24 protein-coding genes and 2 pseudogenes are annotated in these 25383 nt (G+C 46.1%); 11 read left to right on the top strand and 15 right to left on the bottom strand.

Annotated elements, in window-relative coordinates; genetic code table 11:
* Positions 1-804 precede the first annotated feature (804 nt).
* The 5 genes from AB1L17_RS16290 (at position 805) to AB1L17_RS16270 (ending at position 5553) form a co-directional block, all read left to right on the top strand.
* Positions 805-1452 (top strand): response regulator transcription factor, encoded by a 648-nt coding sequence (locus AB1L17_RS16290; RefSeq protein ID WP_412844467.1) that lies wholly within the window; start codon positions 805-807, stop codon positions 1450-1452.
* A 109-nt stretch (positions 1453-1561) separates the two neighbouring features.
* Entirely contained in the window at positions 1562-2347 is a 786-nt protein-coding gene (locus AB1L17_RS16285) for a hypothetical protein (RefSeq protein WP_412844466.1), read from the top strand.
* 93 nt (positions 2348-2440) lie between these two features.
* Entirely contained in the window at positions 2441-3835 is a 1395-nt protein-coding gene (locus AB1L17_RS16280) for a sensor histidine kinase (protein WP_412844465.1), read from the top strand.
* 121 nt (positions 3836-3956) lie between these two features.
* The gene (locus tag AB1L17_RS16275) at positions 3957-4487 is read left to right on the top strand and encodes an RNA polymerase sigma factor (RefSeq protein ID WP_412844464.1); all 531 of its coding nucleotides are present in this window, start codon (positions 3957-3959) and stop codon (positions 4485-4487) included.
* Complete coding sequence (locus AB1L17_RS16270; RefSeq protein WP_412844463.1) at positions 4474-5553, top strand: hypothetical protein; 1080 nt, start codon at positions 4474-4476, stop codon at positions 5551-5553. The genes AB1L17_RS16275 and AB1L17_RS16270 overlap by 14 nt, the downstream gene beginning before the upstream one ends.
* Positions 5554-5650: 97 nt before the next feature.
* On the opposite strand, the pseudogene AB1L17_RS16265 reads toward AB1L17_RS16270, so the two are convergent.
* The 3 genes and pseudogenes from AB1L17_RS16265 to AB1L17_RS16255 form a co-directional block, all read right to left on the bottom strand.
* Positions 5651-5929, bottom strand: a pseudogene (locus tag AB1L17_RS16265) (GNAT family N-acetyltransferase); the annotation flags it as partial.
* A gap of 25 nt (positions 5930-5954) precedes the next feature.
* Positions 5955-6698 carry a suppressor of fused domain protein gene (locus AB1L17_RS16260; protein WP_412844462.1) on the bottom strand — a complete coding sequence of 248 codons (744 nt, stop codon included), beginning with the start codon at positions 6696-6698 and terminating at the stop codon, positions 5955-5957.
* Positions 6699-6861: 163 nt separating this feature from the next.
* A pseudogene (locus tag AB1L17_RS16255) lies at positions 6862-7914 on the bottom strand (alkene reductase); the annotation flags it as partial.
* Between the two features lie 156 nt (positions 7915-8070).
* On the opposite strand from AB1L17_RS16255, the gene AB1L17_RS16250 reads away from it, so the two are divergent.
* Positions 8071-8514 carry an Lrp/AsnC family transcriptional regulator gene (locus AB1L17_RS16250; RefSeq protein WP_412844461.1) on the top strand — a complete coding sequence of 148 codons (444 nt, stop codon included), beginning with the start codon at positions 8071-8073 and terminating at the stop codon, positions 8512-8514.
* A gap of 16 nt (positions 8515-8530) precedes the next feature.
* Here the strand turns inward: AB1L17_RS16250 and AB1L17_RS16245 are convergent, their stop codons facing one another.
* The gene (locus AB1L17_RS16245) at positions 8531-9280 is read right to left on the bottom strand and encodes a WecB/TagA/CpsF family glycosyltransferase (RefSeq protein WP_412844460.1); all 750 of its coding nucleotides are present in this window, start codon (positions 9278-9280) and stop codon (positions 8531-8533) included.
* A 65-nt stretch (positions 9281-9345) separates the two neighbouring features.
* Positions 9346-10272, bottom strand: a complete 927-nt coding sequence (locus AB1L17_RS16240) for a GNAT family N-acetyltransferase (RefSeq protein ID WP_412844547.1) — start codon at positions 10270-10272, stop codon at positions 9346-9348.
* Positions 10273-10505: 233 nt separating this feature from the next.
* Between AB1L17_RS16240 and AB1L17_RS16235 the strand changes: the two genes are divergently transcribed.
* From AB1L17_RS16235 to AB1L17_RS16220, 4 genes are all read left to right on the top strand, one after another.
* A complete protein-coding gene (locus AB1L17_RS16235) occupies positions 10506-10910 on the top strand; it encodes a GNAT family N-acetyltransferase (RefSeq protein ID WP_412844459.1) in 405 nt (134 codons plus the stop codon).
* A 38-nt stretch (positions 10911-10948) separates the two neighbouring features.
* Entirely contained in the window at positions 10949-11731 is a 783-nt protein-coding gene (locus tag AB1L17_RS16230; protein ID WP_412844458.1) for an aminoglycoside adenylyltransferase domain-containing protein, read from the top strand.
* Between the two features lie 124 nt (positions 11732-11855).
* Positions 11856-12290 carry an NUDIX hydrolase gene (locus tag AB1L17_RS16225; RefSeq protein WP_412844457.1) on the top strand — a complete coding sequence of 145 codons (435 nt, stop codon included), beginning with the start codon at positions 11856-11858 and terminating at the stop codon, positions 12288-12290.
* A gap of 16 nt (positions 12291-12306) precedes the next feature.
* Positions 12307-12879: a hypothetical protein gene (locus AB1L17_RS16220; RefSeq protein WP_412844456.1), complete on the top strand. Its 573-nt coding sequence runs from the start codon at positions 12307-12309 to the stop codon at positions 12877-12879.
* Between the two features lie 38 nt (positions 12880-12917).
* Here AB1L17_RS16220 and AB1L17_RS16215 read toward each other — a convergent pair whose 3' ends face one another.
* Complete coding sequence (locus AB1L17_RS16215) at positions 12918-13874, bottom strand: helix-turn-helix transcriptional regulator (RefSeq protein WP_412844455.1); 957 nt, start codon at positions 13872-13874, stop codon at positions 12918-12920.
* Between the two features lie 116 nt (positions 13875-13990).
* Between AB1L17_RS16215 and AB1L17_RS16210 the strand changes: the two genes are divergently transcribed.
* Positions 13991-14929: a Gfo/Idh/MocA family protein gene (locus AB1L17_RS16210; protein ID WP_412844454.1), complete on the top strand. Its 939-nt coding sequence runs from the start codon at positions 13991-13993 to the stop codon at positions 14927-14929.
* A gap of 51 nt (positions 14930-14980) precedes the next feature.
* Here the strand turns inward: AB1L17_RS16210 and AB1L17_RS16205 are convergent, their stop codons facing one another.
* The 9 genes from AB1L17_RS16205 to AB1L17_RS16165 all read right to left on the bottom strand — a co-directional run bounded on the left by AB1L17_RS16205 (position 14981) and on the right by AB1L17_RS16165 (position 25274).
* Positions 14981-16540, bottom strand: coding sequence for a YcdB/YcdC domain-containing protein (locus AB1L17_RS16205; protein ID WP_412844453.1), 1560 nt, complete (start codon positions 16538-16540; stop codon positions 14981-14983).
* Positions 16524-17063 carry an RNA polymerase sigma factor gene (locus AB1L17_RS16200; RefSeq protein WP_412844452.1) on the bottom strand — a complete coding sequence of 180 codons (540 nt, stop codon included), beginning with the start codon at positions 17061-17063 and terminating at the stop codon, positions 16524-16526. Before AB1L17_RS16200 ends, AB1L17_RS16205 begins: the two co-directional genes overlap by 17 nt.
* 48 nt (positions 17064-17111) lie before the next feature.
* Complete coding sequence (locus AB1L17_RS16195) at positions 17112-18638, bottom strand: YcdB/YcdC domain-containing protein (RefSeq protein ID WP_412844451.1); 1527 nt, start codon at positions 18636-18638, stop codon at positions 17112-17114.
* A 161-nt stretch (positions 18639-18799) separates the two neighbouring features.
* Positions 18800-19525 (bottom strand): DsbA family oxidoreductase, encoded by a 726-nt coding sequence (locus AB1L17_RS16190; RefSeq protein ID WP_412844450.1) that lies wholly within the window; start codon positions 19523-19525, stop codon positions 18800-18802.
* A 135-nt stretch (positions 19526-19660) separates the two neighbouring features.
* On the bottom strand, positions 19661-20302 hold the full coding sequence (locus AB1L17_RS16185) for an ABC transporter ATP-binding protein (protein ID WP_412844449.1): 642 nt from the start codon (positions 20300-20302) through the stop codon (positions 19661-19663).
* Positions 20299-21954 carry an ABC transporter permease gene (locus AB1L17_RS16180; protein WP_412844448.1) on the bottom strand — a complete coding sequence of 552 codons (1656 nt, stop codon included), beginning with the start codon at positions 21952-21954 and terminating at the stop codon, positions 20299-20301. The genes AB1L17_RS16185 and AB1L17_RS16180 overlap by 4 nt, the downstream gene beginning before the upstream one ends.
* 2 nt (positions 21955-21956) lie before the next feature.
* Complete coding sequence (locus tag AB1L17_RS16175) at positions 21957-23045, bottom strand: Fe(3+) ABC transporter substrate-binding protein (RefSeq protein WP_412844447.1); 1089 nt, start codon at positions 23043-23045, stop codon at positions 21957-21959.
* Positions 23046-23196: 151 nt separating this feature from the next.
* Positions 23197-24600 (bottom strand): sensor histidine kinase, encoded by a 1404-nt coding sequence (locus AB1L17_RS16170; protein ID WP_412844446.1) that lies wholly within the window; start codon positions 24598-24600, stop codon positions 23197-23199.
* Positions 24597-25274: a response regulator transcription factor gene (locus AB1L17_RS16165; protein ID WP_412844445.1), complete on the bottom strand. Its 678-nt coding sequence runs from the start codon at positions 25272-25274 to the stop codon at positions 24597-24599. Before AB1L17_RS16165 ends, AB1L17_RS16170 begins: the two co-directional genes overlap by 4 nt.
* Positions 25275-25383 lie beyond the last annotated feature (109 nt).

Below are 25383 nucleotides of genomic sequence, written 5' to 3'. Positions count from 1 at the left end.
AGGTTTTCTAATTATAGGATTCTTAAAAATCGGAGGGCTAATAACCATAGAATTCAAAAATATTTTCAGCCTATCGTTAGCTGGCTTCTTCTTTGTTCTGTTCGACTTTGTTAGTCATTTTGTTGAAAAGTCAAATAAAAAAGCATTAAGGAACACATTATCATATTTAAGGGTAGCAACTCTTTTTTTATCAATTATGACGATAATAGTAGTTCCATTTTTCCCTATAAAGTGGAATACACCATTTCTAAAAGTTATAACCGACTCGCTAGTTTATTTAAGTTTAGGAATAGTAATTTACCTTATAGGGTCTAAGGATAGAAGTGGGAGCGAAATCAATGTTTCTTCGTCGGAAAAAATGAAGCAAACTGATCTGAATTAATTTCAGTGATCAATCAATTGACAGAGTGTTGAAAACATTTGATGCAATCAAGATATCTCTTTGCGATTATCAATAATACATATAGATTGAAAATAATGGATGAAAATATAAGGAAGGTGGTTTGCTTATGCTTAAAAAAGTATGGCTTCAAGTCTATGTCTTTTCTTAGTTGTGATATCTCTTACACTTCCTACTCAAACCGCAGGGGGTCAAGAACAATCAAATAATACCGCAAGGATTAGTGATTACAGATAGCACGACTGACAAATTTGAAATTTATAGGCTAGAGACATTGAATAGGACTAGAATTGTGGGACGCGACTAATCTGTGTCCCACTTTTTCATTGCGACTATTTTAGACTCATCTATTTTTTTACAACTCTATTACATCCCCATGCTATGCTTTACGAGAGGTGATCCGGGTGGCTACCATCCTAATTGTCGAGGATGAAATTCCTATTAATGAGCTCATCAAAAGAAACCTGCAAGCAGTGGGACATACATGCATTTCTGTAATGGACGGTCTGTCGGCGCTTGATGCGCTGGACAAGCACGAGGTTGATCTCGTTGTGCTGGATATCATGCTGCCCGAGATTGACGGATATGAGGTTTTCCGGCAGATTCGAGGAAAGCCCACTATTTTTTTGACAGCCAAAAGCAGCTTGTCGGACAAAGTAAAGGGCCTCACTCTTGGCGCGGATGATTACTTGGTGAAACCATTTGAGATGCTGGAGCTGCTGGCACGTGTAGATGCGGTCCTCCGGCGCACGAAGAAGACAAGCAAGTCGTTTGAACTTGATGGGGTCAGAATCGATTTCGAGAGCAGGCAGCTGTTTCTCCATGATCATCCGGTAGATTACACCCCCAAGGAATTCGATTTGCTGGAAGTGCTGGTGAACAATCGCAATATCGCCCTTTCGCGTGAGAAGCTGCTAGAGCTCGCGTGGGGCTATGACTATGTCGGGGATACAAGGACAGTGGACGTTCATATTCAAAAGCTGAGAAAAAAGCTGGACATGGAATCCCGAATTAAGACCGTCTATAAAATGGGGTATCGTCTTGAGGTCTAGATGAGCGAAAAACTATTACAACTCCCTAACAACTCCATGACGATTCGATAATTCCTCCCTCTTATACTTCTAACTGTGATCACAACCAAATAATGAAGGAGAGGTTCATATGAAAGTCAAACAAACCATTTTGGCAGCCACCGCAATTATTGGCACCAGCACACTGCTGTTTCAAGGATTCGTACAGGTCGTAACGGCTTCGGATTTCAACAAAACGAATACGATTCCTACCAGCTATGCGAATTATGCAGTCGCTTCCTCCCAAACGACACAAAACAGCTTGCCAGTCGGCTACAAAAAAGCGAACTATACGGTGAAAGCTGTGAACAACCAAAAGCCAACGAGTAAAGACATTACAAAAGAAGCGGCGGCGGAAATCGGAGCAAAAGCCCTTTGGGAGATATATGCCCAGAGCCTGGAAGGGAAGGTGGTAGAAATGAGCTACCAAAACCCACGTGAAGACCTTCCTCGCGCACAGTGGTACGGTGAAGTTAAAATCAATGACAAGCTCAATTATTACTTCATGATCGACGCTGTTACCGGAGAATATTTCAGCATGTTCCGTGAGAGAACGTTCATAGAAAAAGAGACCTACGATGAGGAGCTTGCGAAAAATCCGCAGGAGTATGTGGACCTAGCCAAAAAGGCAGCAGAAAAGTTCAATATTGTCAACGGTCCAGTCAAGTCCGCTGTATACGAAACCCAAAGCATGGTCGAGAACAATGACCCCATCATAGGGGTGGAGATCACAGGCGAGAACGGTGAAATCGCCATTGTGTATATAGCGCGCAAAGATAAAGAGTTCATCGGCGCCACCTATCATGCTAAAGAAAAGTACAAGGACCACCCCAACCAATTAATATCCTATCCTGAGATCGCCGAGCCCAAAAAATAAGGGAGCCTTTTCCGCCGCCACACCGTGCTGGCGGCTTTTTCCCATGAGTTGCGAGCTTTCTCATGAAACCAGAGGTGAAACGAAAGGAAAACTATGAAATACCGGACCTTTTTAACAACTCTTGCCCTTTTTTTGTTTTCATTTAACCTAGGGATCGTCATTATATCGATCACGGCTTTCAAAGACACGATCCATCGTGCACAAGAAAGAAGCTTGGATGAGCATTACTTCATCACATCTGCACTCCTCCAAGATTTTCATGCGGTAGAAGGGCGCGGAACGGATCTCAACAGCTCCATACCGTCTCTGCTCCAGCCATACAGCTATCTTGCCGGGGATCAAAACGTGACATTGGTACTTTTAAAAGACAAGGAACTGGTCTATTCTTCGTCTGTCTTATCGGCCCCAATCGAGTTACCTGAGCTGCAGGGAGACGGCAGCAGACTCGTTTCTATGCAAGAATCAGGCGACTGCGCCTCGGTCCTCGTTTCAGGAAAGTTGCCTGCTCCCTATGATTTATATACAATGGTGTACCTATACGACATAACCGATGGGATTGCTGCCTGGAAGCAAATGAAAAACATGCTGTTTTTCGCTGGCTTGATGATTTCTGCTTTGTTTGCTTTTGGTCTTCATATATTGCTGTCTAAACTATTTAGACCACTCTCGCAAATTTCACAAACATCCCGTCAAATCGCGGCTGGTGCGTATGATACCCGTCTTCCCATGTCTGGACAAGACGAGCTGACCGAAATGGCGCAAAGCTTTAATCACATGGCAAAGGAAATTCAGAGTCAAATCCAGCAGTTAGCGACAGCCGCGCAGCAGAAGCAGCAGTTTATTGATAACTTTGCACATGAGCTCCGCACACCGCTTACGACTATTTACGGCTATGCAGAATACATACAAAAGGTGGCTCGCACAGAAGACGACAAGCTGTTTGCCACAACCTACATCATGTCGGAAAGCCGCAGACTTCAACAGATTGCGTATCGTTTGCTTGAATTGGCAACCCTTCGTGAACACAAGATCGAGCGAAAGACTGTAGAAATAAAGCAGCTGTTTCTTGGCGTCGAGCAAGCTCTGTCTCTTATGGCAGCAGAACAAAACGTTCGGATTACTTCGGAATGTCACTTTGATTCGTTGGAGTGTGATCCTGATTTCATGCATATATTGCTCGTCAATTTCGTAGATAACGCGTTGAAGGCTTGTGGTACTGGTGGACAAATCAAGATGACTGCTTTTCTGGATCATGGACAAAAAGGAATAATGGTCGAAGATAATGGAAAAGGAATGCCTGCAGAGCATCTCGTCCACATCACAGAGGCATTCTATCGCGTAGATCCCTCCCGCACTCGAAATGGCGGCGGGGCGGGACTAGGCTTGACGCTTTGCAAACAGATTGCGGATTGCCACAGGGCAGAGCTGAGCTTTTCCTCTGAACCGGGTAAAGGGACAATAGCCAAACTGATCTTCCCCGCCTACTAGATCTATACGAAAGAACAAAGACACCTGATTGTTTATTTAAAGGTGTCTCATTTTTTATTTTGAAAGTGAAAGATTGTCAGCAGCTTTTCCGTCTATACAGTGACAAGGAGGTGGAACACCAGTGGAGGATCATACTGGCGCACGAATCGAGCAATGGTTTCTTACATACAGCCAGGATATATATCGCTTTCTCGTTTATTACACGGGACGAACCGATATCGACGATCTTGTTCAAGAGACCTTTATTCGTGCCCTGAAAGCCATACATGACACAGAGGTTGAGAATCCAAAGACGTGGCTGTTTGCCATAGCACGAAACGTAGCCATCGATGAAAGGCGCAAGACAAAACTGATTAGCTGGTTGCCGGATATCTTCTTGCAGCATCTCGTTTCGCACGACAAAACACCGGAAGAGTCGCTGGAGTTAAGTGAAAACAAGCGTCTGCTCTATGAAATGATCAATCAATTAAAAAGCTCTTATCGGGATGTGTTGATACTCAGAGGAATCAAGGGACTATCGAGCAAGGAAACAGCAGAGGTGTTGGGCTGGAGCGAAGCCAAGGTCAATCTCACTTTGCATAGAGCGATGAAGTCGATTCAAAACAAAATGCATGTTTCGATTGCGGAGGTGATGAACGATGTCGTCACGTGATGAACAGATTATTCTGGAAGAATTGAATCAATTCCCGGAACAACTCCTTTCACGGGAACGAAGCCAAGCAATATTAAAGGGTGTACGAGAAGAAGGAGGTAGACTTCAAAAAGTGAACAAACGAAGAATGTACTATGGATGGATGGCAAAAGGACTTATCACTTGCGGCTTGTTGCTCGGTTTTTTCTGGATGAAACCATTTTCTGCCCCGGTTGAATCAACGAGCAGTGCAGCTTTAACTCCCGAAGAACAAAAGTATTTTACAGCTGCCCAGAAGGCAATCACTACAGCGAGTGGCATTCAGAAGAGCTTTTCTTTTGAAGAGATCGAGAAAAACGAAGAATCCTTTATTGTACGGGCAAAGGATCACGCAACCTGGGTGTATTTTAAGCCTGATACGACAGAGGTTATTGCCGTCAGAGCAGCTTTTGCCATCCATGAATTGACGGAGCCTTATCATAAATATGTAGAGACTGCACGAGAAGCCTACAGGGATACGAAGCAGTCGATTAACTTTAAAACAGTCGACTTCTATAAAAGAAAAGATTTAGCACTACTAAGCTTTGATGTGGAAAAAGATCAGGAGGTCAGTATTGATCTATCTACAAACAAAGTCGTAGATTATACCTTGAATTACAACCCTAAGGATGTGGATCAAAAGTTCTTGAACATCGCACAGAAAGCTTTGAATCGCTTCTCCAATGAAAATGATCTCTCCTTCACCCTCGCTATAAAATCATCAGATGAGGAAGAAGATAGGTGGACGTTTCGCAATGAGCACGAGAGATATTCGGTGGAAGTCGGAGCACAAACAGGCAAAGTATATGATGTAAACTATTTTACGGAGCACATTGTAATCAAATCCATCGATGAAGCGATTCCCGTGACCAAGCCGCTTATTCAAGATATTTTTGGCATAGACACCACTGGGTATAAGGCTTACGGCGGCAGGGATTGGGGCGGCTATATATTGAGAAGTCCAAGTCCTGGGAAACCACGTTTCTCCATAAGGCTTAGTGATTTGGATGTTGGTACTATTTATGGGATTGGCATAGAAAGGGACTGAGTCAAAAAAGCAACGGGTTCTATATATCGATATGAAACCCGTTGTTTCATGTCCATACTCCATTTAGTCGAGGGACAGCTTCATTTTTAGCCCCTCACGAGGATGCAGTCCGAACCCCCTCAATCGACGCTCTCCAGCTCCCTTGATGTGTCAGATAAGGCGTAAACGTAAGCTGTAGAACACCAATAATTTCCTCATCACGGCACGCCACGACCAATTCATTATTGGGGTCTGCATCAATTGCTTCAAACGCTTTTATGTAGCTTTCTGGAAGCGGGGTTTCGTAACGCTCTCTCGTCTTCCCCAATTCATCATCTGCTAGCATTTGCACAATTCTATTCAGGTCTTTTGCAGCAGCTACGCGAAAATGAATCATCGTTTGCCTCCCCCCCTTTATTGTTTTACTTGCAGGTATTTCTTCTATTCGGATTCAATATGAGTGCATCATCGCCCAGTTCAAACAATTTATCCATCAGCGCATCCATGCCCTGCTCCAGTTTATATTCCATCTCTTCTTTATATAGAGGGATCAAGAAATAAGCATGAATCTTGTTCCCGTCTTTGGTAGGAATGACGCTGATCTCTTCAGATAGCTGAAACAGAACGACTCCATTTAAGCCTGTGCCATCCGCATATGGTTCATAGTCCTGATAATTCGGTATCGTATGTCCGTATCCCAACCATGTATTGTACTGGTGAGGAAACCGTGCCAGCTGCTTCATCAGTCTAATTGGCCAGTAGTTATTTTCATCCTCTAGCGACTCTTGTGTCAGCTCCCAAGAAGCCGGCAAAAATATCATCAGTTCTGCTCGATCGATACTCTCCTCCATCTGCTCCTGTATTTCATCCGGGATCGTCATTGGTAAATCACTCATCCCGTTCGTATACAGAACCCAAAATGGCTCTTCTTCTGTAGGGCTCATCACATTCACATCAATATGGATCGTATCGGAAATAATCTCATGAAAAACACTGCTCTCTCTTCCCGCAAATACCGTTTCAAAATGGGCCCCGATTTCTTCCACATATTCCATGGGAGCTGGAGGTTCGTAAGTTGCTTGTTGGTTATATGTGTAAATTGTAGTGCCATCCTTTGACTTTTCTCCGTTGTTCGTGCCACCGAATAGCTTTTTGAAAAAGTTCATCTTAGATCCTCACCTTCTTATCATTTAGATACTGGGTTCTCACTATTGTATCGGCATGGGATACATCCAACTTTTACCTTATCTTTGTATTTCTTGCAAGAGACATCCGAATCAACTCGCAGAAAAAAAGAGGGTTATTAGCCCCCTCTCTCGATAACTCTCTTTATACCAACACTTGCAAATGCTCCCGTCCATTAAAAGCGACCAGGTCTTCTCCCTGAGTTAAACGGCTGACCAAGTCAGGATTGGCAAGAAAAGGCCGTCCAAATGCAGCCACATCAAAAATTGCGTCCTGTATAGCCTGTTCGGCGCGTTCAGGAGATAAATCGCCGACACCTATGACGATGCCATCCCAGTATTTACGGACGAGTTCGTGCAGCGTTTTGCCTTCTGCAATCACTTGATCAAAACTCATTGTAGAAGGATGAAGCATTGTTAATCCTGCTTCCTTGAATGCCTCCACAAAGGTTTGAATAGCCGCGTCCGGGTCCTCCCACATATACTCACGCTGATCATCCTTCAAGGCAGAGAAGCGCATAATCGTTCTATCAGCGCCCACTTCGGAAATAACCGCTTTCGCCACTTCTTTCATAAAAGTCAATCGTTGGCGCAAATCCCCACCGTATTCGTCTTGTCTGTGGTTAGATATATCTGAATTAAATTGATCAATCAAATACCCGTGCGCTCCGTGAATTTCTATGCCGTCAAAGCCTGCCGTCATTGCATTGCGAGCCGCCTGTGCATATTGCTGAATCACTTCTTCGATATCGGCAAGCGACATCTCTTCCGGGGTATCGTATGGTTTGCCGAAGCGATGGACATGCCCCTCGGCTTGCAATGCAGAAGGAGCTTGCGGAGGTAAGCCTCCTGCGATCTCGTGGTGGGACAGCCGCCCGACATGCCAAATTTGCGCAATAATGACTCCCCCTGCTTGATGAACCGCATCTGTTACCTTTTTCCACCCCTCGATTTGTTCGGTGGTGTACAAGCCTGGAACACCCCGCGTTCCCTTTGCACGCGGACTTATGACCGTTCCCTCTGTAATAATCAGACCAACCCCATCTGCTGCTCGCTTGCGATAATACTCCACGACATCTGGACCAACCACTCCCGTCTGCTCATCTGCGAAGGTGCGCGTCATGGGAGCCATTGCGATTCGATTGCGCAGCTTCCAGGCTCCCATGCTAGTCGGTTGCAGTAATCCTTGTTTTTCCATTCCCATTTGTCTCTCCCCATCCTTACCTGTCATTTACTTACATCGTAGAGAATTGCCAACCGCTTTTACAGATGACTTTAAAGGAATTATGCTGTTTCATCCTTGAAAACAAAGTTAATATAGAGATAATTCATAAAAAGTAAAGGAGGAATTCAAATGGATCAAGTGGACAAGGAAATTCTCCTGATTTTGCAGGACAATGCCCGCATTTCCATGACGGAATTGGGGAAAATAGTCGGTCTGTCTCAACCGGCTGTAACGGAAAGAGTTCGCAGGATGGAGGACAAGGGCATCATCAAGCAATATCGAGCAATCCTCTCCCCGGAAAAAGCGAATAAACAAATCAGCGCGTATTTGCTCTTTCATACGAAGCGCTGCGAGAAGTTCATCGAGTTCTGCAAGGAATATCCAGATGTGTTGGAGCTGCACAGAATTAGTGGACAATATAATTACATGCTGAAGGTCGTCACCGATTCCATGCAGTCCTTGGAGGCATTCATCAATGCCAGCGGAGAGCACGGGGATTCCACTACGTTGATCGTCATGTCTTCACCCATCGAACAGAAAAAGATCGTTCCTTCCGTTTTCGAGGAGTGCTAAGGATACTAAAGAAGCTTCATTTCTTGATAATCGCTCGATAGACGAATTTCGGTAAGGCAGACTGTCTGCGCCAACGTGATTTTTGTCCTTTTGCAGCAGGGACGGTCAGCAATCGACGCAGCCATTCCAAATGTAACTTTTTCCACATTTCCGGAGTAGGTTTTACTTTTCCTGCTATAACGTCCAAGCTACCCCCTACGCCAAAAACAACCTTAACGCCATCGAGTTCTTGCTTATGCCGGTAGATCCATTTATCAGAGTACGGTGCTCCCATCGCAACAATCAGTATATGAGGCTTCGTTCGCTGAATATCATGGAGGATTTGTATTTCTTCTTCTTTGGTAAAAAAACCGTTATGCCGTCCTGCGACCACGACATCAGGATAGCGTTGGCGAACTTCCTGTACAGCTCTATGATTTGTCTCTTCATCTGTCCCAAGAAAATAAAAGCTCCAGCCTAAAGCGTTCCCCTTATCCAATAGCCGAAGCAGCAAGTCGTAGCCCGTCACTCTTTCACGAATTGGCTCTCCCTTCCTTCTCGCTGCAAATACAATGCCGATTCCGTCGGGAGTGATCAAATCTGCCTCTTCGACGATTGTTTGAAGCAGCTTGTCCGTTTGAGTCGCCATTGTGATTTCAGGGTTTACTGTGATGAGATGAAACAGCTTGGCTTCATCTTTTTGGAGATGCTCGGTCAGTTGTTCCGTTGTTTCCTTTAGCGTCCATTTGGAAAAAGAAACGCCCATAATCTTTACCGCGTCTATCACAAGATCACCTTCCACATGAAATAGCAAAAGAGGGCGCCCCTTAGTGCTCCCTCTTCCCGTCTTTCTTATCTCAACACTGTATAGTACCTGATCTCTTCTTTATCTACCCGGAATCCAACCGATTCGTACAGAGCCAAAGCGGATTTATTCGTCGTTTCGACCATGAGGTATGCGGCTTCCAGCTCATGCGATTGTAAATAATCCAATGCTTGTGTCAGCAAAAACCTAGCAAACCCACGCTTCCGCCATGTTTCCTGCACGAAGACATCCTCGACTACTCCGTCGTCATCTTCTCGCCACGCCATCAAGCTGGCAGTAATCGTGTCCCCATGACGAATGACCATCGAGGTCCATAGCGCCTTGCTCTTGTAATCAGACAGTCTTTCAAGCCCTAGTGGAGCGTCCGGCCAGATAGTAGCTTCCACATCCAAGTATTCTCTCTCTTCCTGCGCACTTTCCATTTTCCAATGCGAGAAATGAAAGTATTCATCCAGCATCACCACAGGAATGGGCTCTCGTAAATCGCGCTTCATCTGAAACAAGCTATTCAAATGCTGGTAGCCTTTTTGGATGAAAAATCGGTTATTCTCTGTGTCTGATGAATCGTTGCCTACACATAGCATCGTTTGGTACGTATCTGGCAACGTTTCTTTTAATTTACGGGCTCTTCGATAAAGCTGCTGATACACTTTTTCCAGCAGCTCGCCGTCATTGTCTCGCTCCGGGAGCGTTTTCAGATTTACATAGATCGAATGCTTGTTTTCCTCTGAACGTCCGGGCGGAATCGTATTAATGATACTCACTTGGCCTTTCGCGATCATTTTGCCATGTTCAAATGCACAGTAAACATTACTCCAGTTCGCTTCATCACCGACCCACCAAAACGTCGCGTTTTCTTTTGCTGTAACAGCTTGGTATAGCTCGCCAAGTAGCGGAAAGTCTTCCTTCTGAAAATTACGAATAATTATGTCGGTTGATAATTGACTCACAATAATACCCCTTTCATCGTCGGGGAATATCGCGGGTTTGAGGGCTACTTACGCGAGTTCCCCATCAAAAATTTGCCCTTTGTTAGAATTTGTCCAATCACAATAAACGCCTCCTTTAACAATTGTTACCAACCCAATAATCATACCTTGTCCCTTCTCGGCTATCAACAATTGATCTTGCGAGAAAACCAAAAACCAAGTAAACTTTACCTCATTTAGATGGGGGAATGAAAATTATGGAAATTACCTATCAAACAAATCCACCACTGACAGCAGAACAAGCTCTGAATATCTATAAGCAATCTGGTTTATCACGCCCGAAAGACCTCCAACGTGTTCAAGCCATGATCGATCATGCAAACGTGACGATCGCTGCTTGGCATGGTGAGGAGCTCGTCGGCTTTTTGCGTGCCATGTCTGATTTTACCTTCGACTGTTATATTAACGACTTGGCCGTACATAAAAATTACCAGAAGCTCGGGATCGGAAGGCAATTAATCAACCACCTAACTGAGCTTTTAGGAGATGGCGTTCTCGTATTCCTTATATCCTCGCAGGATGCGACAAGCTTCTATACCAAAATCAATTTCAAAGGTGACTTCGAAAAAGTTGGGGAGCCGATATGCATGATTACAGGCTGAACATCAAGCTGATGATGATCACCAAAAGGAGTTTCCTTATGAACACGAGAATCCCGGAAAGCGTTAGGCCTTTATTGGGCGACTATACGCAGCGACTCATGGAAGAGCTACCTGATGTCATCTACGGTGTGTATTTGTATGGTTCTATTGCTCTGTCAGGCTTCGAGGAAGATAACAGCGATATTGATTTTGTAACTCTCTTGCATAGAGGGTTAACGAATGCAGAGACAGAAACGCTCAAGAACATTCATCATGCTCTCCATCACGCCGATCCACTAGCCAAAAGAATGGACGGTATGTATATTAAGCTGGATGACCTTGGAAAAACCAATCCATCCTTGGAGCCTTATCCTTACTGTGACAGTGGGGCATTCAAACCATCCGGCCACTATGATGTCAATCATGTAACATGGTGGATCATCAAGCAGCATGGCATCTGTGTTATGGGGAAAAACGTTGCCGAGCTGAACATCCCTACTCAATGGTTGGATGTCGCAGAAACGATGAAATACAATGTGCATGACTATTGGTCCCCCAAAGGCAGACGCATGCTCTATTTTTTACTGGATGGTTGGGTAGAATTTGCCGTTTTTACCCTATGCCGCATCTATTACGCGCTTATGCATGAGGACATTATTCCAAAAAGAACGGCGGTTGAACATGCCCTGCAAGAGCTTCCTTCAGAATGGCATCTTTTACTGAAAGAAGCTTTGCGTATACGCTATCAACCACATGAACCATCCTTGTTTTCCTCCAGAATCAAACGGGCTAAGGAAACCCAGAGATTGATACGATACATCTGCGAACTCCCGCCCAGGTAAGAGAGAATAACAGAATCGTTACTACGAGGAGGTAGATCGTTTGCCTCTACAGAAAATCCGCACGCTCGAGGAACTAGCAATTGAGCTATTCGCTGTCTAAAAATTGATAGAAAGAAGGACAATCATGTTCATTGTAAATGTCGAGGGAGCAGTTTTTCATGAAGATAAATGGCTCATCATTGAACGCAGCCATAAGGAAGATCATGCAGGAGGTACGCTCTCTCTCGTTGGTGGAAAAGCAGAACGGGAAGGAAACACACTTGATCTATTGGAGAGGACTGTCCAGCGGGAGATATTTGAAGAAGTCGGAATCGAAGTAAAAGCCGACATGCATTACGTGTATAATTCCTCGTTTGTTGCGAATGAAAACGTCCATGTCTTGAATGTCGTCTTTCTTTGTTTCTATGAAAATGGAGTTGCCTATCGGAAAAGTCCCCATGAGGTAGAGGCGGTCCACTGGATGACGCAAGAGGAGATTATGAATCATCCCAAGACACCGCCTTGGACCAAAGAAAGCATTCAGCGAGCGGAAGCTTTATGGAAAAGCCGTTTTGCGTAAGTAAGGAGATTTGCTTATGAAGATTATGGAGCACTTGCACCTTGAGCATTTTCGACAGATGGAACAGCTCGAGCTTCAGTATTATGATGCTGAATTTATTACACCGTATCAGGAGAGCTACAATTGGTATTTGTTTCGTCCGGATTCAGTCGTCGCCGTCGAAGAAGACGGGCGGATTGTCGCTTTTATGAACCTGCTTCCCGTCAAGCCACATGTCTACATGCAAATCGCGCAAGGAACGTTTAATGACAGCCTGATGACGACTGCGGATATCGAAGATTTGAGCACGTTACCTGAGCACGTTTATTATTTTCTGTCGTGTGTCGTTGTAGATGAAATGTATCGAAAAAGCCCTGCCTTGTCCATGATGCTCCACCATTATCTCGATGTGCTGGCTTGTGTCGAACAGAGTGGCTGCCGCATCCAATCGATTATTATGGACAATATCACGGAAGCGGGCAATCGGTTCGCACATCGCCTCAGCATGAAGCACGTATGTATGAGCGACCATGACTCTCATATTCATGCTTCCGACTATGAAACCTTCAAGCAGCATGTGCGCACGAATTATTCCTTGCCCACAAGCTAAAGGCTTCGCATCTATCAGGTGCGACGCCTTTTTCTTTGCTACCCATACAGCGCCATCAGTTCCTGCACTCTCTCTTTTGCAAAAACTCTTAATTCGGCTGGCTCCATAACCTCCATCTGTCCGATCAAATCCAAAATGTCACGGCATGCTCTACTGAAGCTGTACAAATTCACAGTCAATATCTCGTACTCTCCCTGCCGCACTGCTGAAATTACCTCTAGCCTATTTCGCACAGTCTGCTTCTCGGTGTGCAGCTTGATCACCACGGGAAAATATTCGACATCACGGCAAGCCTGCTTGAACGCTGTTTCCTGATTGATCCAATAATCCGCCAACGAAAAGCTCTCCGAAATCTCGAATGCCTCCTCTATTACAACTACCTCTGTAATTCGCTCACACTTAAACGTTCTTACTTCCTGCGCCCTTTCACAGTAAGCAACGAGATACCACTCCGTTTTTTTCACAACGAGACCATAGGGGCATACCGTACGTGACGAGCTGCTCCCATCCATTTTTCTGTAGGCAATAGCGACCTTGCCCGATCGCCACACCGCTGCCCGCAAAGCCTCCAGACATGGCATGACCACCCGCTCTTCCCACCACGACGCTTCATCATAATAGAAACGATTCTTCGCCTTCTCGATATCGCTTCGATAAGTCTCTGGCAGTGTTTTTTCCAATTTGAGCAAGGCACTCTTCAATTTGTGACCAGTCTCGGAATCCTGCCCTGAATGGATACCCATCCCGGTCAAATACAAGTGAATGACATCGTCAACGTACAGCTTTTTCAGATTGACCGTATAGCCTTCCATCAAATAGATTCCACCGCCAGGACCCGAAGTAGTCGCGATCGGAATCCCCGCTTCAGACAGCACATCAATATCCCGATAAATCGAGCGAACAGATGTCTCCAGCGCAGCAGCAAGTTCTTTTGCTTTCATTTTTCCTCTTGATTCAATCAGCAGCAATATCGCAATTAACCGATGTAGTCTCATCCCCAGCCCCCATTACAAAACGACCTCTCTATTTTTCAAAGACGTTCAAATTGATGACAAGATGATGTCAACAATACAACGATATCATAGAGCTATCGTCATGGGAGGTATGTGAGATGAAAATTGCCGTGTTAGGAACTGGCTTCGGTGCGTATCATGCGCATTTGCTAACAAAAATGGATGGTGTGGAGAAGGTATTCGTTTTCGGTAGAAATGAATCGAAGCTACAAAAGCTGAAGGAAGAGCTGCACGTGGATATTACGCAGCAAATGGACGAGATTATGCGTGATGCTTCCATCGATGTCGTGGACATTTGCTTGCCATCGTCGCTACATCGGCAGTACGCCATAGAAGCTCTCGAAAACGGAAAGCATGTATTCTGCGAAACGCCCGTTTGTTATACGCTAGACGATGCACAAGCCATGAGACACGCCAGAGACCGTTCGGGAAAAAGGCTGCTGGTAAATCAATTTATCAAATTTGACCCTGCGTACACTTATCTTCGCACAGCTTATACAGATAATCGGTACGGACAGCTCCTCTCCCTCTCGCTCAAAAGAGAGACTGCTCCCTTGTGGGGTGATCTTGGTTTGGCCTCCATTACGACCAACCTGATGATCCACGAGCTGGACTACATTACGTGGTTGTTCGGTCGTGAAGCCAGCATGAACGTATGGGGGTCAGAATCAGCGGACAAAAAACAATCCCTCGTCCAGGCTTGCTTTCATCATGCGGGTACATATGCTGAAATTGTCGCCTCCTCTCAGATGCCTGGCTCGTACCCATTTACTGTCGGGTACGAAGCGTACTTCGAGAAGGCGAAGCTCGTGTTTCAGGAAGCCGACAGCCATGGGCAAACGGAAGCTTTCTTATGGGAGTACACCGACTCAGGCAAAAATGAGCTCGTCCTCGAACCGGTCAATCCGTATGTACAGAGCTTGCGACATGCCATTCAATGCTTTGCGGACAATACGCCATCGATCATCGATGTAGACCATGCCACCCAATCATTGGAGCTGGCGCTTGCTCTAAAGGAACAGCTTGTAAGTCTTTGAAAAAACAAAACCTCCATGAGAGTCCTGTCATGGAGGTTTGCTTCGTACTCTTTAATTAACAGCCTTTCCTGTTCTGGCATCCATTGCCCATGGCTGCTCTGAATCCCGCCGGATTTGGTAAGCGAGTACAGGTGCTGCTCCATTTTCTGCTGGCAGGTACACCAATTCCAGTGGAACGATTTGCACAAATTGAAGGAGTGCCTCTTCCTTTGACAGTGTTTTGATTGTCTGATTGTTGTGGGTCCATGATAATTCCGCAAAATTGCCCGTAAGCTCTGTAACTAGACCGCTAGTAAGCTCGACCGAGACCCGATATGGATGATCGATGACAGGAATCCCGTTGACTATCGGGGCAAACGTAAATTGAATGATGTCGGCTGACTTATGGGTCGCTTCCAACGATAACTCTCGCACATCGGTTGGGAGGAATTTCTCCAAGTGGGCGATTGCGAGTGCTTGTGCCTGTTCGTTTGTTGTTTCTCGCTTCTGCTCCTGTCCATTCGCAGCCAACTGTGCATATCCGAGAAATGCTCCTTCATCAGTCGTATCGACGGAAACCGCATTGCCCTCCACGCTCCAAGAGTAGGAAATCCCATGCTTTTCTACATGGACGAAAGGTTTTTCTTCCACCTTTATTCCCAGCTTACTGCCGAGCAGCTCTGCCACTTCTTGAGATGTTTTCAACAACGGTGGTTCTCCTTGTCCCGTAACGGCAAAGGACTTTTTCTCTGCTTTCGTCAGGGTAATCAGGTTCCCTGTTTTCGCCTCTACATAAAAATCTGAATCTGCCATGTAGCGAAGCTCCGGTTGTTCTTCCCCTGTATAAACGAGCCGAAGCGTACTCGCCAGCTGCTGAGCTGCCTTCGCTTTGTCAATCGCCTTGTCATGATTGCCAGACTGTGGCGCTATCACGCTATCTTCGAAACCAGGGTATAAGAGCAAGGTCATTTCCCCCGTTTTTGGAGAGATACGAACCATTGCGCTATTCTCCTGAAGAGGGATACCATTGATTATTTTTCGAAAAGCAACCTCCCCTGCTGCCAAATTCGAGTGTACGTAATCCACTTCAAACTGACTGCTTTGCGCTCCCAGCTTTTTATGTAAAAACGCCTCTGCCTTTGCTTCCAATGGCGATTTCACGCGTGTCGGTGTCGGTTGGGTACTTTCTTCTGGCTTCGTTGCGGACTCCTGTGCTATGGGATGCGGCGTTGAAACATCTTGTGCAACCGTTTGATTTAGAACGATCTTGTTGTCTACCTTCTGGGTAGTTTCCTGCTGTGGCTTAGACTGGGATTCGACTGACGGGGAAGGGATGGCAAGCGGTGGGGACATCCTCACTGTCATCTCTGCAGGGGGCAAAATGGCCGTTTGCGTGTCAGCAGATGGCTTCAGCGGTGAATCATAGCTCATCCAAACCCCAATGAATACAGCCGCAGCAAAGGTACCTGCACCCGCTACAGCTCGCTTGAACCTCTCTGCTTGCTGAAGGCGATCTGCCTCACGAATTAACCTTTCTTTGCCCATCTGTTTCCACTCTGGACGAGGTGGGACGCTCTCCTGTCTGACTTGCTTCAGTCGTTCGATTAAGTGGTTCTCATCTGGCAAACTCATTCGCAATCCTCCCCTCGCAAGCGTTGCCGAGTATTTTCTGCAACGCCTTTAGTCCCCTGTGGCAGTCCACTCTCACCTTTGTCTCGGGAATCGCCAGTATCTCGGCTGTTTCCTTGACGCTGTACTCCTTTATGTAGCGCAAAATCACAATGATGCGTTGATCGGGCTTTAGCTTTTGCAACGCAAGCTGAATACTTTGCATTTCTTCCTTTATCTCCAGCTCCGTTTCTGGAAGGCCTTCCGTAGACTTCATGAGGACCAACCAGTTGTCTCGGAACAAACGCTGCCACTTCTGCTTGCGGTAATGATCAATTGCGACATGCTTGGCGATGGAAAAAAGCCAAGTCTTCATCGCTACCCGCCCGTCATACCTCGGCAGTATTTTTAATAGTCGTGAAAATACTTCCTGCACCATGTCTTCTGCATCTTCTTGTCTCCCCGTAAAGTAGAGCAAGAAATAGTAAATGTCATCGTAGTGAGCTTCGTAAATAACCCCGATTCGTTCTGCCAAATCCCCAGACAACAGGCTCCCCCCTTTCTATTGCGATTTTTTCACTCTCTCTATCTCGCTTTATTCGGCTTCTTCCTCTTCCCCATAGGTGTAAAACTCACCTGTCAGGGCATCGATGTCCTCTTTAGGAACGAGTGGAGAAAGATAAACAAGCTTGGCTGCGTTTTTGTTGTTCTCATCCAAGGAGTAATACAGCTTGAGTGGATATTTTTTCAGAAACTTTTTGGCTGCTTCCTCTTTTGTCATGGCGTTCTTACTATCCGGTAGTTTCATATTTTGAGAGACTCTCCAGTCAAGGAGAGTGACTTTACCCGTGGTTGCATCCACATGGGCCTGTCTAATCATCCCATCTACTGGATACCCCTGATGAAGCATGGTAAAATCAAATTCGTATAAGTTATTACCCGCTTCATATCGATTTGCGGTTATTACCATTTCTTTATCGGTGGAAGGCAAGAACTCGGACATGGCTTCCACGGCAGCTTTTAATGCCTGCTCTTCGCTCAGCTTTTTATCAGCTTCACTTTTCCGTTTCGTATCCAATACCTGATAATTCGTGACCTTTCCCGTCTTGGTTTCGAAAAAGATATTGGCGATCAACTCATCTTCCGTTATCCACAAGTAATTGCTGATTCCGGTTTTCGGATCGCTCTCTTCCTTAAAAGTTGAGCGTCCTTTCGCAGGGTCATAACCTGTCTTGGCGGCCAGGAACGCAGCTGCTTCTTCTTTTGACTTGATGATCGCTTGCTTTGCTTTTGGTTCGAAATGGATAATCTTGTTGTTCTTATTCGCTGGGAGCTCTTTTCCGATGCTCGCATAGATTTCACCGAGATAAGGGGTATACAAGAACTTGTAGCTATTCCCATCTGCACTCTGTCCGTAGATCGGCGTCATCGCGGAAGCAAACATCTTTTCTACTTTTTCTTTTGCGTGAACCTTGTTTGGATCAGCGAATTGGATCTTACGGATATCCTGTTCTATTTCGATTTGCTCTGTAAGTCCATCGCCACTCGCCAGATGCTGAATTTGCCCTTCGCTATTTATAGCAAAGCTGAGTGTGTCATTGCGAAACGGAACACCATTGATCGTTTTGCGAAACAAAATCGAAGAATTATATTCGGTCGCTTCCTCGTCCAGCTGATAGCCGGCCATGTCCTCCCCATACCATTGCTTCATAAACTCCGTTGCCTTTTTCTTCGCATCTTCTAAGGGATAAGTGGAAGAGAAGTCTCCTTTGCCTGTGATGTGGCTGAAAAATTTCACTTCACCCGTATTTTGATCGACATACAAGCTCACATAGGGAGCTTTCTTCTCCTTCGATTGATATTTATTGACTTCAATCCGGGATGACTTTTCGTTTATCTCATATTCAGTGATGGGATAGTTCTTTACATAGGGCACAACTTGAGCCAGCTTCTCCAATGATTTTTCTATTTTTTTGATCAGGTTCTCATCGATGGCACCATTGCCTTTGCTCTCTTCCTGAACTGATGCGCTAGATTCCTTTGCAGCCACCGTACTGATGGGCGCCGTTACCGCGAGACTCGCTGCCATTAGTACAAATACACTTTTCGTCCATTTGTTCATGTTTCGTCCCTCACTCGCTCTATTTTTTGGGGCTTGTCTCTCTGTTGTTTTTCACTCTGATCATTATTCGAATGAGATCCGTTTTTGTTTCATGTAATAAGGAAATTTTTCCACAAAAAAACCGACTCCCCAAAATGGAATCGGTTTTATCTGACTGTCGCTTATATTTTGCAGGAGCCATCTGCGCAATTGTCGCCGGATTGCTCATCTTTTTTCTCATCGTTCTGCACAAATTTCAGAGCAGGAGCGGAGCTTTCTTCTTCCCACACCTGATTCAGTGCACCCAAGAATACCTCCCCTGGCTGGGCTCCCGATACTGCATATTTGTCGTTAATGACAAAGAACGGTACTCCAGTGACACCCAAATCGTTTCCTTTTTGTTTGTCCGCTTGTACCTGCTCGCTGTATTCGTCTCCTGCCAGCATGGCCAACGTCTCTTCCTTGTCCAATCCAACCTCGGAAGCAAGCTGCGCCAATACCTCGTGGTCTCCGAGATGGAGAGATTCTGTGAAGTATGCCTTCAGCAAGCGTTCCTTCATTTCTTTCATTTTTCCATGTGCATGGGCGTAGTGTGTCAAGCGATGCGCATCGAATGTATTGGTCATAACCATGGTGTCGAAATGATAATCCAGACCGACTCCTTTCGCCTGTTGGGCTACTTGGTCACTCATCCGCTTCGCTTGCTCACGTGGAATGCCGTACTTGTTCGCCAGCACGCTATGACTGTCCAAATCTGTATCGCGTTCCATATGCGGATCGAGCTGGAAGCTGCGATATACGACCTCTACTTGGTCCTTATGTGGAAATTGGGAGAGCGCCCCTTCCAGACGTCTCTTTCCGATATAACAAAACGGGCAGGCAAAATCAGACCACACTTCAATTTTCATGTTCCATCCTCCTCTATTTGAACGGTACTGACGAAAAAGACAGCAAACCGCACACACTGCAATCCTTGTAAGCACATTATACAACAACGTGCAGTACAACTATGCACTTTGGAGGCTGGTGGCTACACTTTGCCCTTATCGAGTCATGCGAATAATGCGATCACATATCGTTTCCGCATCTGCTTTGTCATGCGTGACCAGGATCGAGGTCATCTTGGCAGCTCGCAGCATTTGCTTCAAATCGTCGCGTATTTTCGTTTTCAACTCAGCATCCAAATTACTGAATGGTTCATCCATCAACAAGATAGCCGGTCTAGGTGCAAGCGCACGAGCAAAAGCGACACGCTGCTGCTGTCCCCCGCTCAGCTCATGCGGAAATCGCTTGCCATAGCCTTCGAGCTGCACGAGCGCCAGCATTTCTTTCAAACGCTGCAGACGCTCCGTTTTGGACAAGCGATGCAGGCCAAACAAAATGTTTTGCTCCACAGTCAAATGAGGAAACAGCGCATAATCCTGAAAAATCATGCCGATCCCCCGATGCTCTGGCTCTACGAACTGCCCCTGATCGACCAACACTCTCCCATCAATCAGGATACGACCACTCTTCGGGGACTCTAGTCCGGCAATCAATCGAAGCAATGTACTTTTTCCGCAACCGCTATTACCAAGCAGTCCGACGACTTCCCCCTGCTCCATCTGCAAAGAAAAATCTCGGATGACGCTTCCGTTTCCGCTCGCATAACCAAACGTCAGGTTTTTCACTTCAAAAAAAGTCATTTTGCCTGTCTCTCTCCTAACCAGTGATAGAAATAAACGGAGACGATCCCCACTGCAATAATACAGAGCGACGGAATCGCGGCCTGATGAATTTGTTCATCGCTCGCATATTGATATGCCTTTGTCGCCAGTGTCTCGAAGTTATAGGGACGAAGGAGCAAGGTGAGCGGCAATTCCTTCACAATTTCCATGAAAACCAGGATAAAACCAGTGAGCACAGCACCTTTGATGAGTGGCAAATCCACCTTAAAGAACGTTCGTGTCATGCTCATCCCAAGCATGCGTGACGCTTCTGAATAGCGGTTGCCTGTCTTCTCAAACCCTGCCTCGACCGCATTAAATCCGACTGCCAGGAAGCGGATGATGTAGGCAAACATCAGCATGAACAACGACATGCTGAGTACCAGCTTGTTTGATCCTAAGCCCAGCCAGCTATAGAAGGAACTCAGTTCTTTATCAACGGACATCACCACCGCCATCACACCGATCGACAAGACTGCACCCGGAATGGAGTAGCCCATGGAAATCAAGCGCGTCAGTGCCACAGCGAATATCGAGCCTCGGGAAAATCGGATGACATTCGCTACAGTTACGGCGAGCAGCATCAAAATGGTGATTGAGATGATTGAGATGAACAGCGTATTGCTCAAGAGCTTCCAGAAGGTCTCGTTCAACACTTCCTCATACGTCCACGTTGCCCAGACAATGAGCTGCACAACAGGAATCACGAACGAAAAAGAAACGATTATCAACCCAAAGGCCACTGCAGCGTACATCGGGAGTCCGCGCAGTTTTCTTCTTGTGAGCGGAGTGCTCTTGTTCGTCGGAGAGCTGTACTTTTTCCGTTTACGCACGAGTCGCTCCACGATAAAAATCCCGATGATCAATGTCATGAGCCACGCCGATAAGCGGATCGCCGAATCTACGTCGTACATGCCAAACCACGTCTTGAAAATCGCTGCTGTAAAAGACTGAATCCCGAAATGCTTGGTTACCCCATAATCATTCAGTACTTCAAAAGCTACCAGACTTGCGCCACCAACGATGGCTGCCTGTGACATCGGCAGGACGATGCGAAAAAAGATATGCGTCTGGTTTTTTCCGAGCAATCTGGCATTTTCAATGAACACAGCACTTTGTTTTTCCAGAAATGTTTTGGTAATCAAATAAACGTACGGGAATAAAAACAGGGTAAATATAAAAATAGCGCCCTTCATCGACATAATGTCAAAGTAGCGTTGATCGAGCGTCCACCCGAATGTATCGCGCAAAAACGTCTGGATGCTCCCCGTATAGCTGAGCATGGAGCCGTATGTGTAAGCTGCGATATACGGAGGAATCGCCAACGGCAGTACAAAAGCGAATGAAAAAAAGCGACGAAACGGAAAATCGTAGGCAGCGACCAGCCAGGCCAGCGTCACACCTACGATGATCGTACAGGCTCCCGTAGCGAGTACGAGCCATAGCGATTGCAGCGCGTAATCCAGCAGCATGTACTCCTGAATGTGCTGCCAGTTTTCATTCTGTTTTTGAAAGAGTCCGAAAAAAATATAAAGAGACGGGAGAAGGGCCAAGAAGGCCCCTATCACGCTCAGCGTTACCCACCCGTTCAGCTTACGTCTCAGGCTTCTACGCAAAAGTGCTCCCGTCATACTTATTTCCAGCCTGCTTGATTCAGCAGCTCTACCGCTTTTTTGTTATACTCGCCCAGCTTAGCAAAGTCGAGCTTTTGCGTTTTAAACTCTCCCCACTCTTTCAACAGAGCAGGCATGTCAGCCTCTGCATTGACAGGGAATTCATAGCTTCCGTTTGTCAGCATCGTTTGAGCCTCTTTACCTGTGATGAACTCAACCAGTTTCACCGCATTGTCCTTGTTTTTCGCGTGCTTGGTCAAGCCAATTCCGCTAATGTTCAAGTGTGTGCCTGTCGTTTCCTGGTTCGGGAAGAAGACACCGATGTTTTGCGCGACTTTTACTTCCTCTGCATCTTTGGAATTCAGCATTTGTCCAACATAATAGGTGTTCATGATCGCAACGTCGCCGACTTTGGCAACAACAGCTTTTGCCTGATCACGGTCGCCACCCTCTGGCTTGCGAGCGAAGTTGTTTACCAGACCTTTTGCCCAATCCAATGCAGCCTGCTCACCGTTCAGTTCAATAAAAGAAGCAACAAGAGACTGGTTGTACAAATTGGAAGAAGAGCGTACCAGGACTTTGCCCTTCCATTTGTCCGTAGCCAAATCTTCATACGTAGACAGCTGCTCTGGCTTCACACGATCCTTCGCATAGACGATGACACGCGCACGGGTAGCCATACCGATCCATTGGTTGTCAGGATCACGCAGTTCTTTCGGTACATTTTTCTCTACCTCAGCAGATTGAATCGGCTGCAGAACGCCGTTTTGCTTCGCGTAGTTCAAAACACCACCGTCAACCGTGATGAACAAATCCGCTTCAGAGCTCTCGCCTTCACGCTTCAAGCGCTCAACCAGCTCTTCTGCTGTACCCTTCACTTCGTTCACCTTGATGCCTGTCTGCTTGGTGAATTCAGCGAACAGCTTGCTATCAATATCGTAGTGGCGCGCAGTAAATACGTTAACGACTTGCTCTGTAGCAGCTGGCTCTTGTGCCTTTAGCGCTTCTGTTTGCGGCTGGGCAGTATTTGCGCCGTTTCCGCATGCAGCAAGTATTGGCAGCGCCAGCATCGTGCTCAGCATGAGCCCTAGCATAGATTTCTTTCTCATTTTTAATTCTCCCTCTCTATCGCATTGATTATTGATAATGAATATCATTGCCAATTGACAAGGCTTATTGTAACGAACAAAAATGAGAAAATGATGTGAAAATAAAAAAACATCTTCGTTTTTTTATAGCAAGACACTTAGGGCAGCCAATCTACTGACGAAGCGGCACAAGAACAGTCACAGTTGTCCCTTTTTGCTCCACACTCTGTACCGTAATGCTGCCGTTGTAACGCGCAAGCAGACGTTTGGCGATTGCCAGTCCAAGTCCATGCCCGCTCTCCCCGCTGTTTCTCGCCTTATCTACGCGATACAACCGATCCATGACATACGGCAAGTCCTGTTCGGGAATGCCTATCCCATCATCTATGATTTCCATACAGGCAACATTTCCTTGCACCTTGGCCCTGATACGGACTCTTCTGTTCTCTCCGGAATACTTGACCGCATTATCCAAAAGAATCAGCAATACTTGCTCCAGATGTTCCTCCGATATCGCGAGAATTTTCCCAGCCAAAGGAGCTAGTTCCTGCTCGATCGTAAAAGCTGGTTGAATCATGGCGAATTTCTTTACCATGTGACTGACAGCCCGATCCGGATCATGAAGCGCTACATCCTCGTCTACCTCAACATGCTCCGCTCTCGTCAAAACGAGCAGCTCCTGCACCAATCCTTTTAGTCTGGCGAGCTCCTGAATGGACGTCTGCAGGGATTCCTCCAAAACGGCTGGATCATTTTTACCCCAGCGTCGCAGCATTCCCAGATGCCCTTCGATAATGGCGATCGGCGTCCGCAGCTCATGAGAGGCATCCTCGACGAACTGTCTCTGCTGTAAAAAGGATCGCTCCACCTGATCCATCATTTTATTGAACATCTTCATCAAGGTCGCAATCTCATCCTGATTATCGTGAAACTGTACGCGTTCATGAAAGCCTTCTTGCCTGACGTTGCTCATCGTTTCATTCATGGATTGCAGCGGCTTCAACAGCTGTCGTGCGAGCAATCTGCCACCCAGACCACTAATAATCACGGCAGTCAAACAACCAATCGCCATGACCTGAAAGAGAGCGCCACTCAGCTGCTCAAACTCTTTCATATTCTTCAGAATCATGACCGTCCCGTTAAATTGAAAGATCGTGAGGGGACTACTCATGATTAACAGGTCGCCACTAACTTCCTGCGTTTGTGTGCGAATCGATTGAACAGGCGGTAGCGGTGGAAGTGTAATATCTTGAAAATTTTCCGATACAACGACGATCGGATTCCCCTCTTCGTCCAGAATGCGGATCATCTGGTTTCGTTGATTGATTTTCTCCAGAAAGCTCCGTAGCTCTGTGAGGTCTTCTCCTTCAAAAGAAAGCTCTTTTTCCAACGCATAGTTGAGGAACTCTTGCATCGTCTGTTCGACAACCTGTTGTTCTTTAGTAAACATCCACTTCTCTACAAAAAAATATTGGACGCTATTGTAGCCAATGAATACGAGAAAAAGCAGCAGCGATGACCAAAGTGTCAGCTTCCATTTGATCGGGAGCTTCAAGAATCGGGATGATCCTCTCATTTTCGCATCACATAGCCAATCCCGCGTACAGTCGAGATATAGCTGTCCTCATTTGGGGAATCAATCTTATTGCGCAAATACCGTACGTACACATCGACTACATTGGTCTCGACAGCTGCCTCGAAGCCCCATACGGTATCCAAGAGCACCTCACGCGGCAATACGCGATTGATGTTTTTCATAAACGTTACGAGCAGATCGTATTCACGCTTGGTCAGCTCGATAGGCTGATCATTTTTGGTGACGACTCTGCCCTCCATTTGGACTACCAGCCCTCGATGCGTAAGCAATGATCGGTTGGCATTCTCCTGTTCTTCTTGTCTGCGAAACACGACGCGCATACGTGCCAACAGCTCTTCGATCGCGAATGGCTTCGGAATATAATCATCGGCACCACTGTCCAACCCAGAGACACGATCCGTAATACTGTCTCTTGCTGTCAGCATAATGATCGGCGTTTTTTTCACGCTGCGTATTTTTTGGCAAACCGCAATACCATCAAGCCCCGGAAGCATGACGTCCAATAAAATGACATCCCACTCTTCCTTTAAAGCCAGATCGAGTCCTTTATGTCCATCGTGTGCGACTGTGATCGCAAACGATTCGTAACGCAGCTCCAGCTCAATAAATCGGGCCATATTTATTTCATCTTCTATCAACAGCACTTTTTTCACGTTTTGCCCACCCTTTTGCCCATGCCGGGGAATTCCACCTGATTGTAGATGATAATAATTATCACCGTCAATATTCACGCGGGAAAAGGAACTTCGTAATCATCTGGAA

The sequence above is a fragment of the Brevibacillus jepli genome (assembly GCF_047229145.1).
Lineage (GTDB): Bacteria > Bacillota > Bacilli > Brevibacillales > Brevibacillaceae > Brevibacillus.
This window is presented reverse-complemented; position numbering and strand designations above follow the sequence as displayed.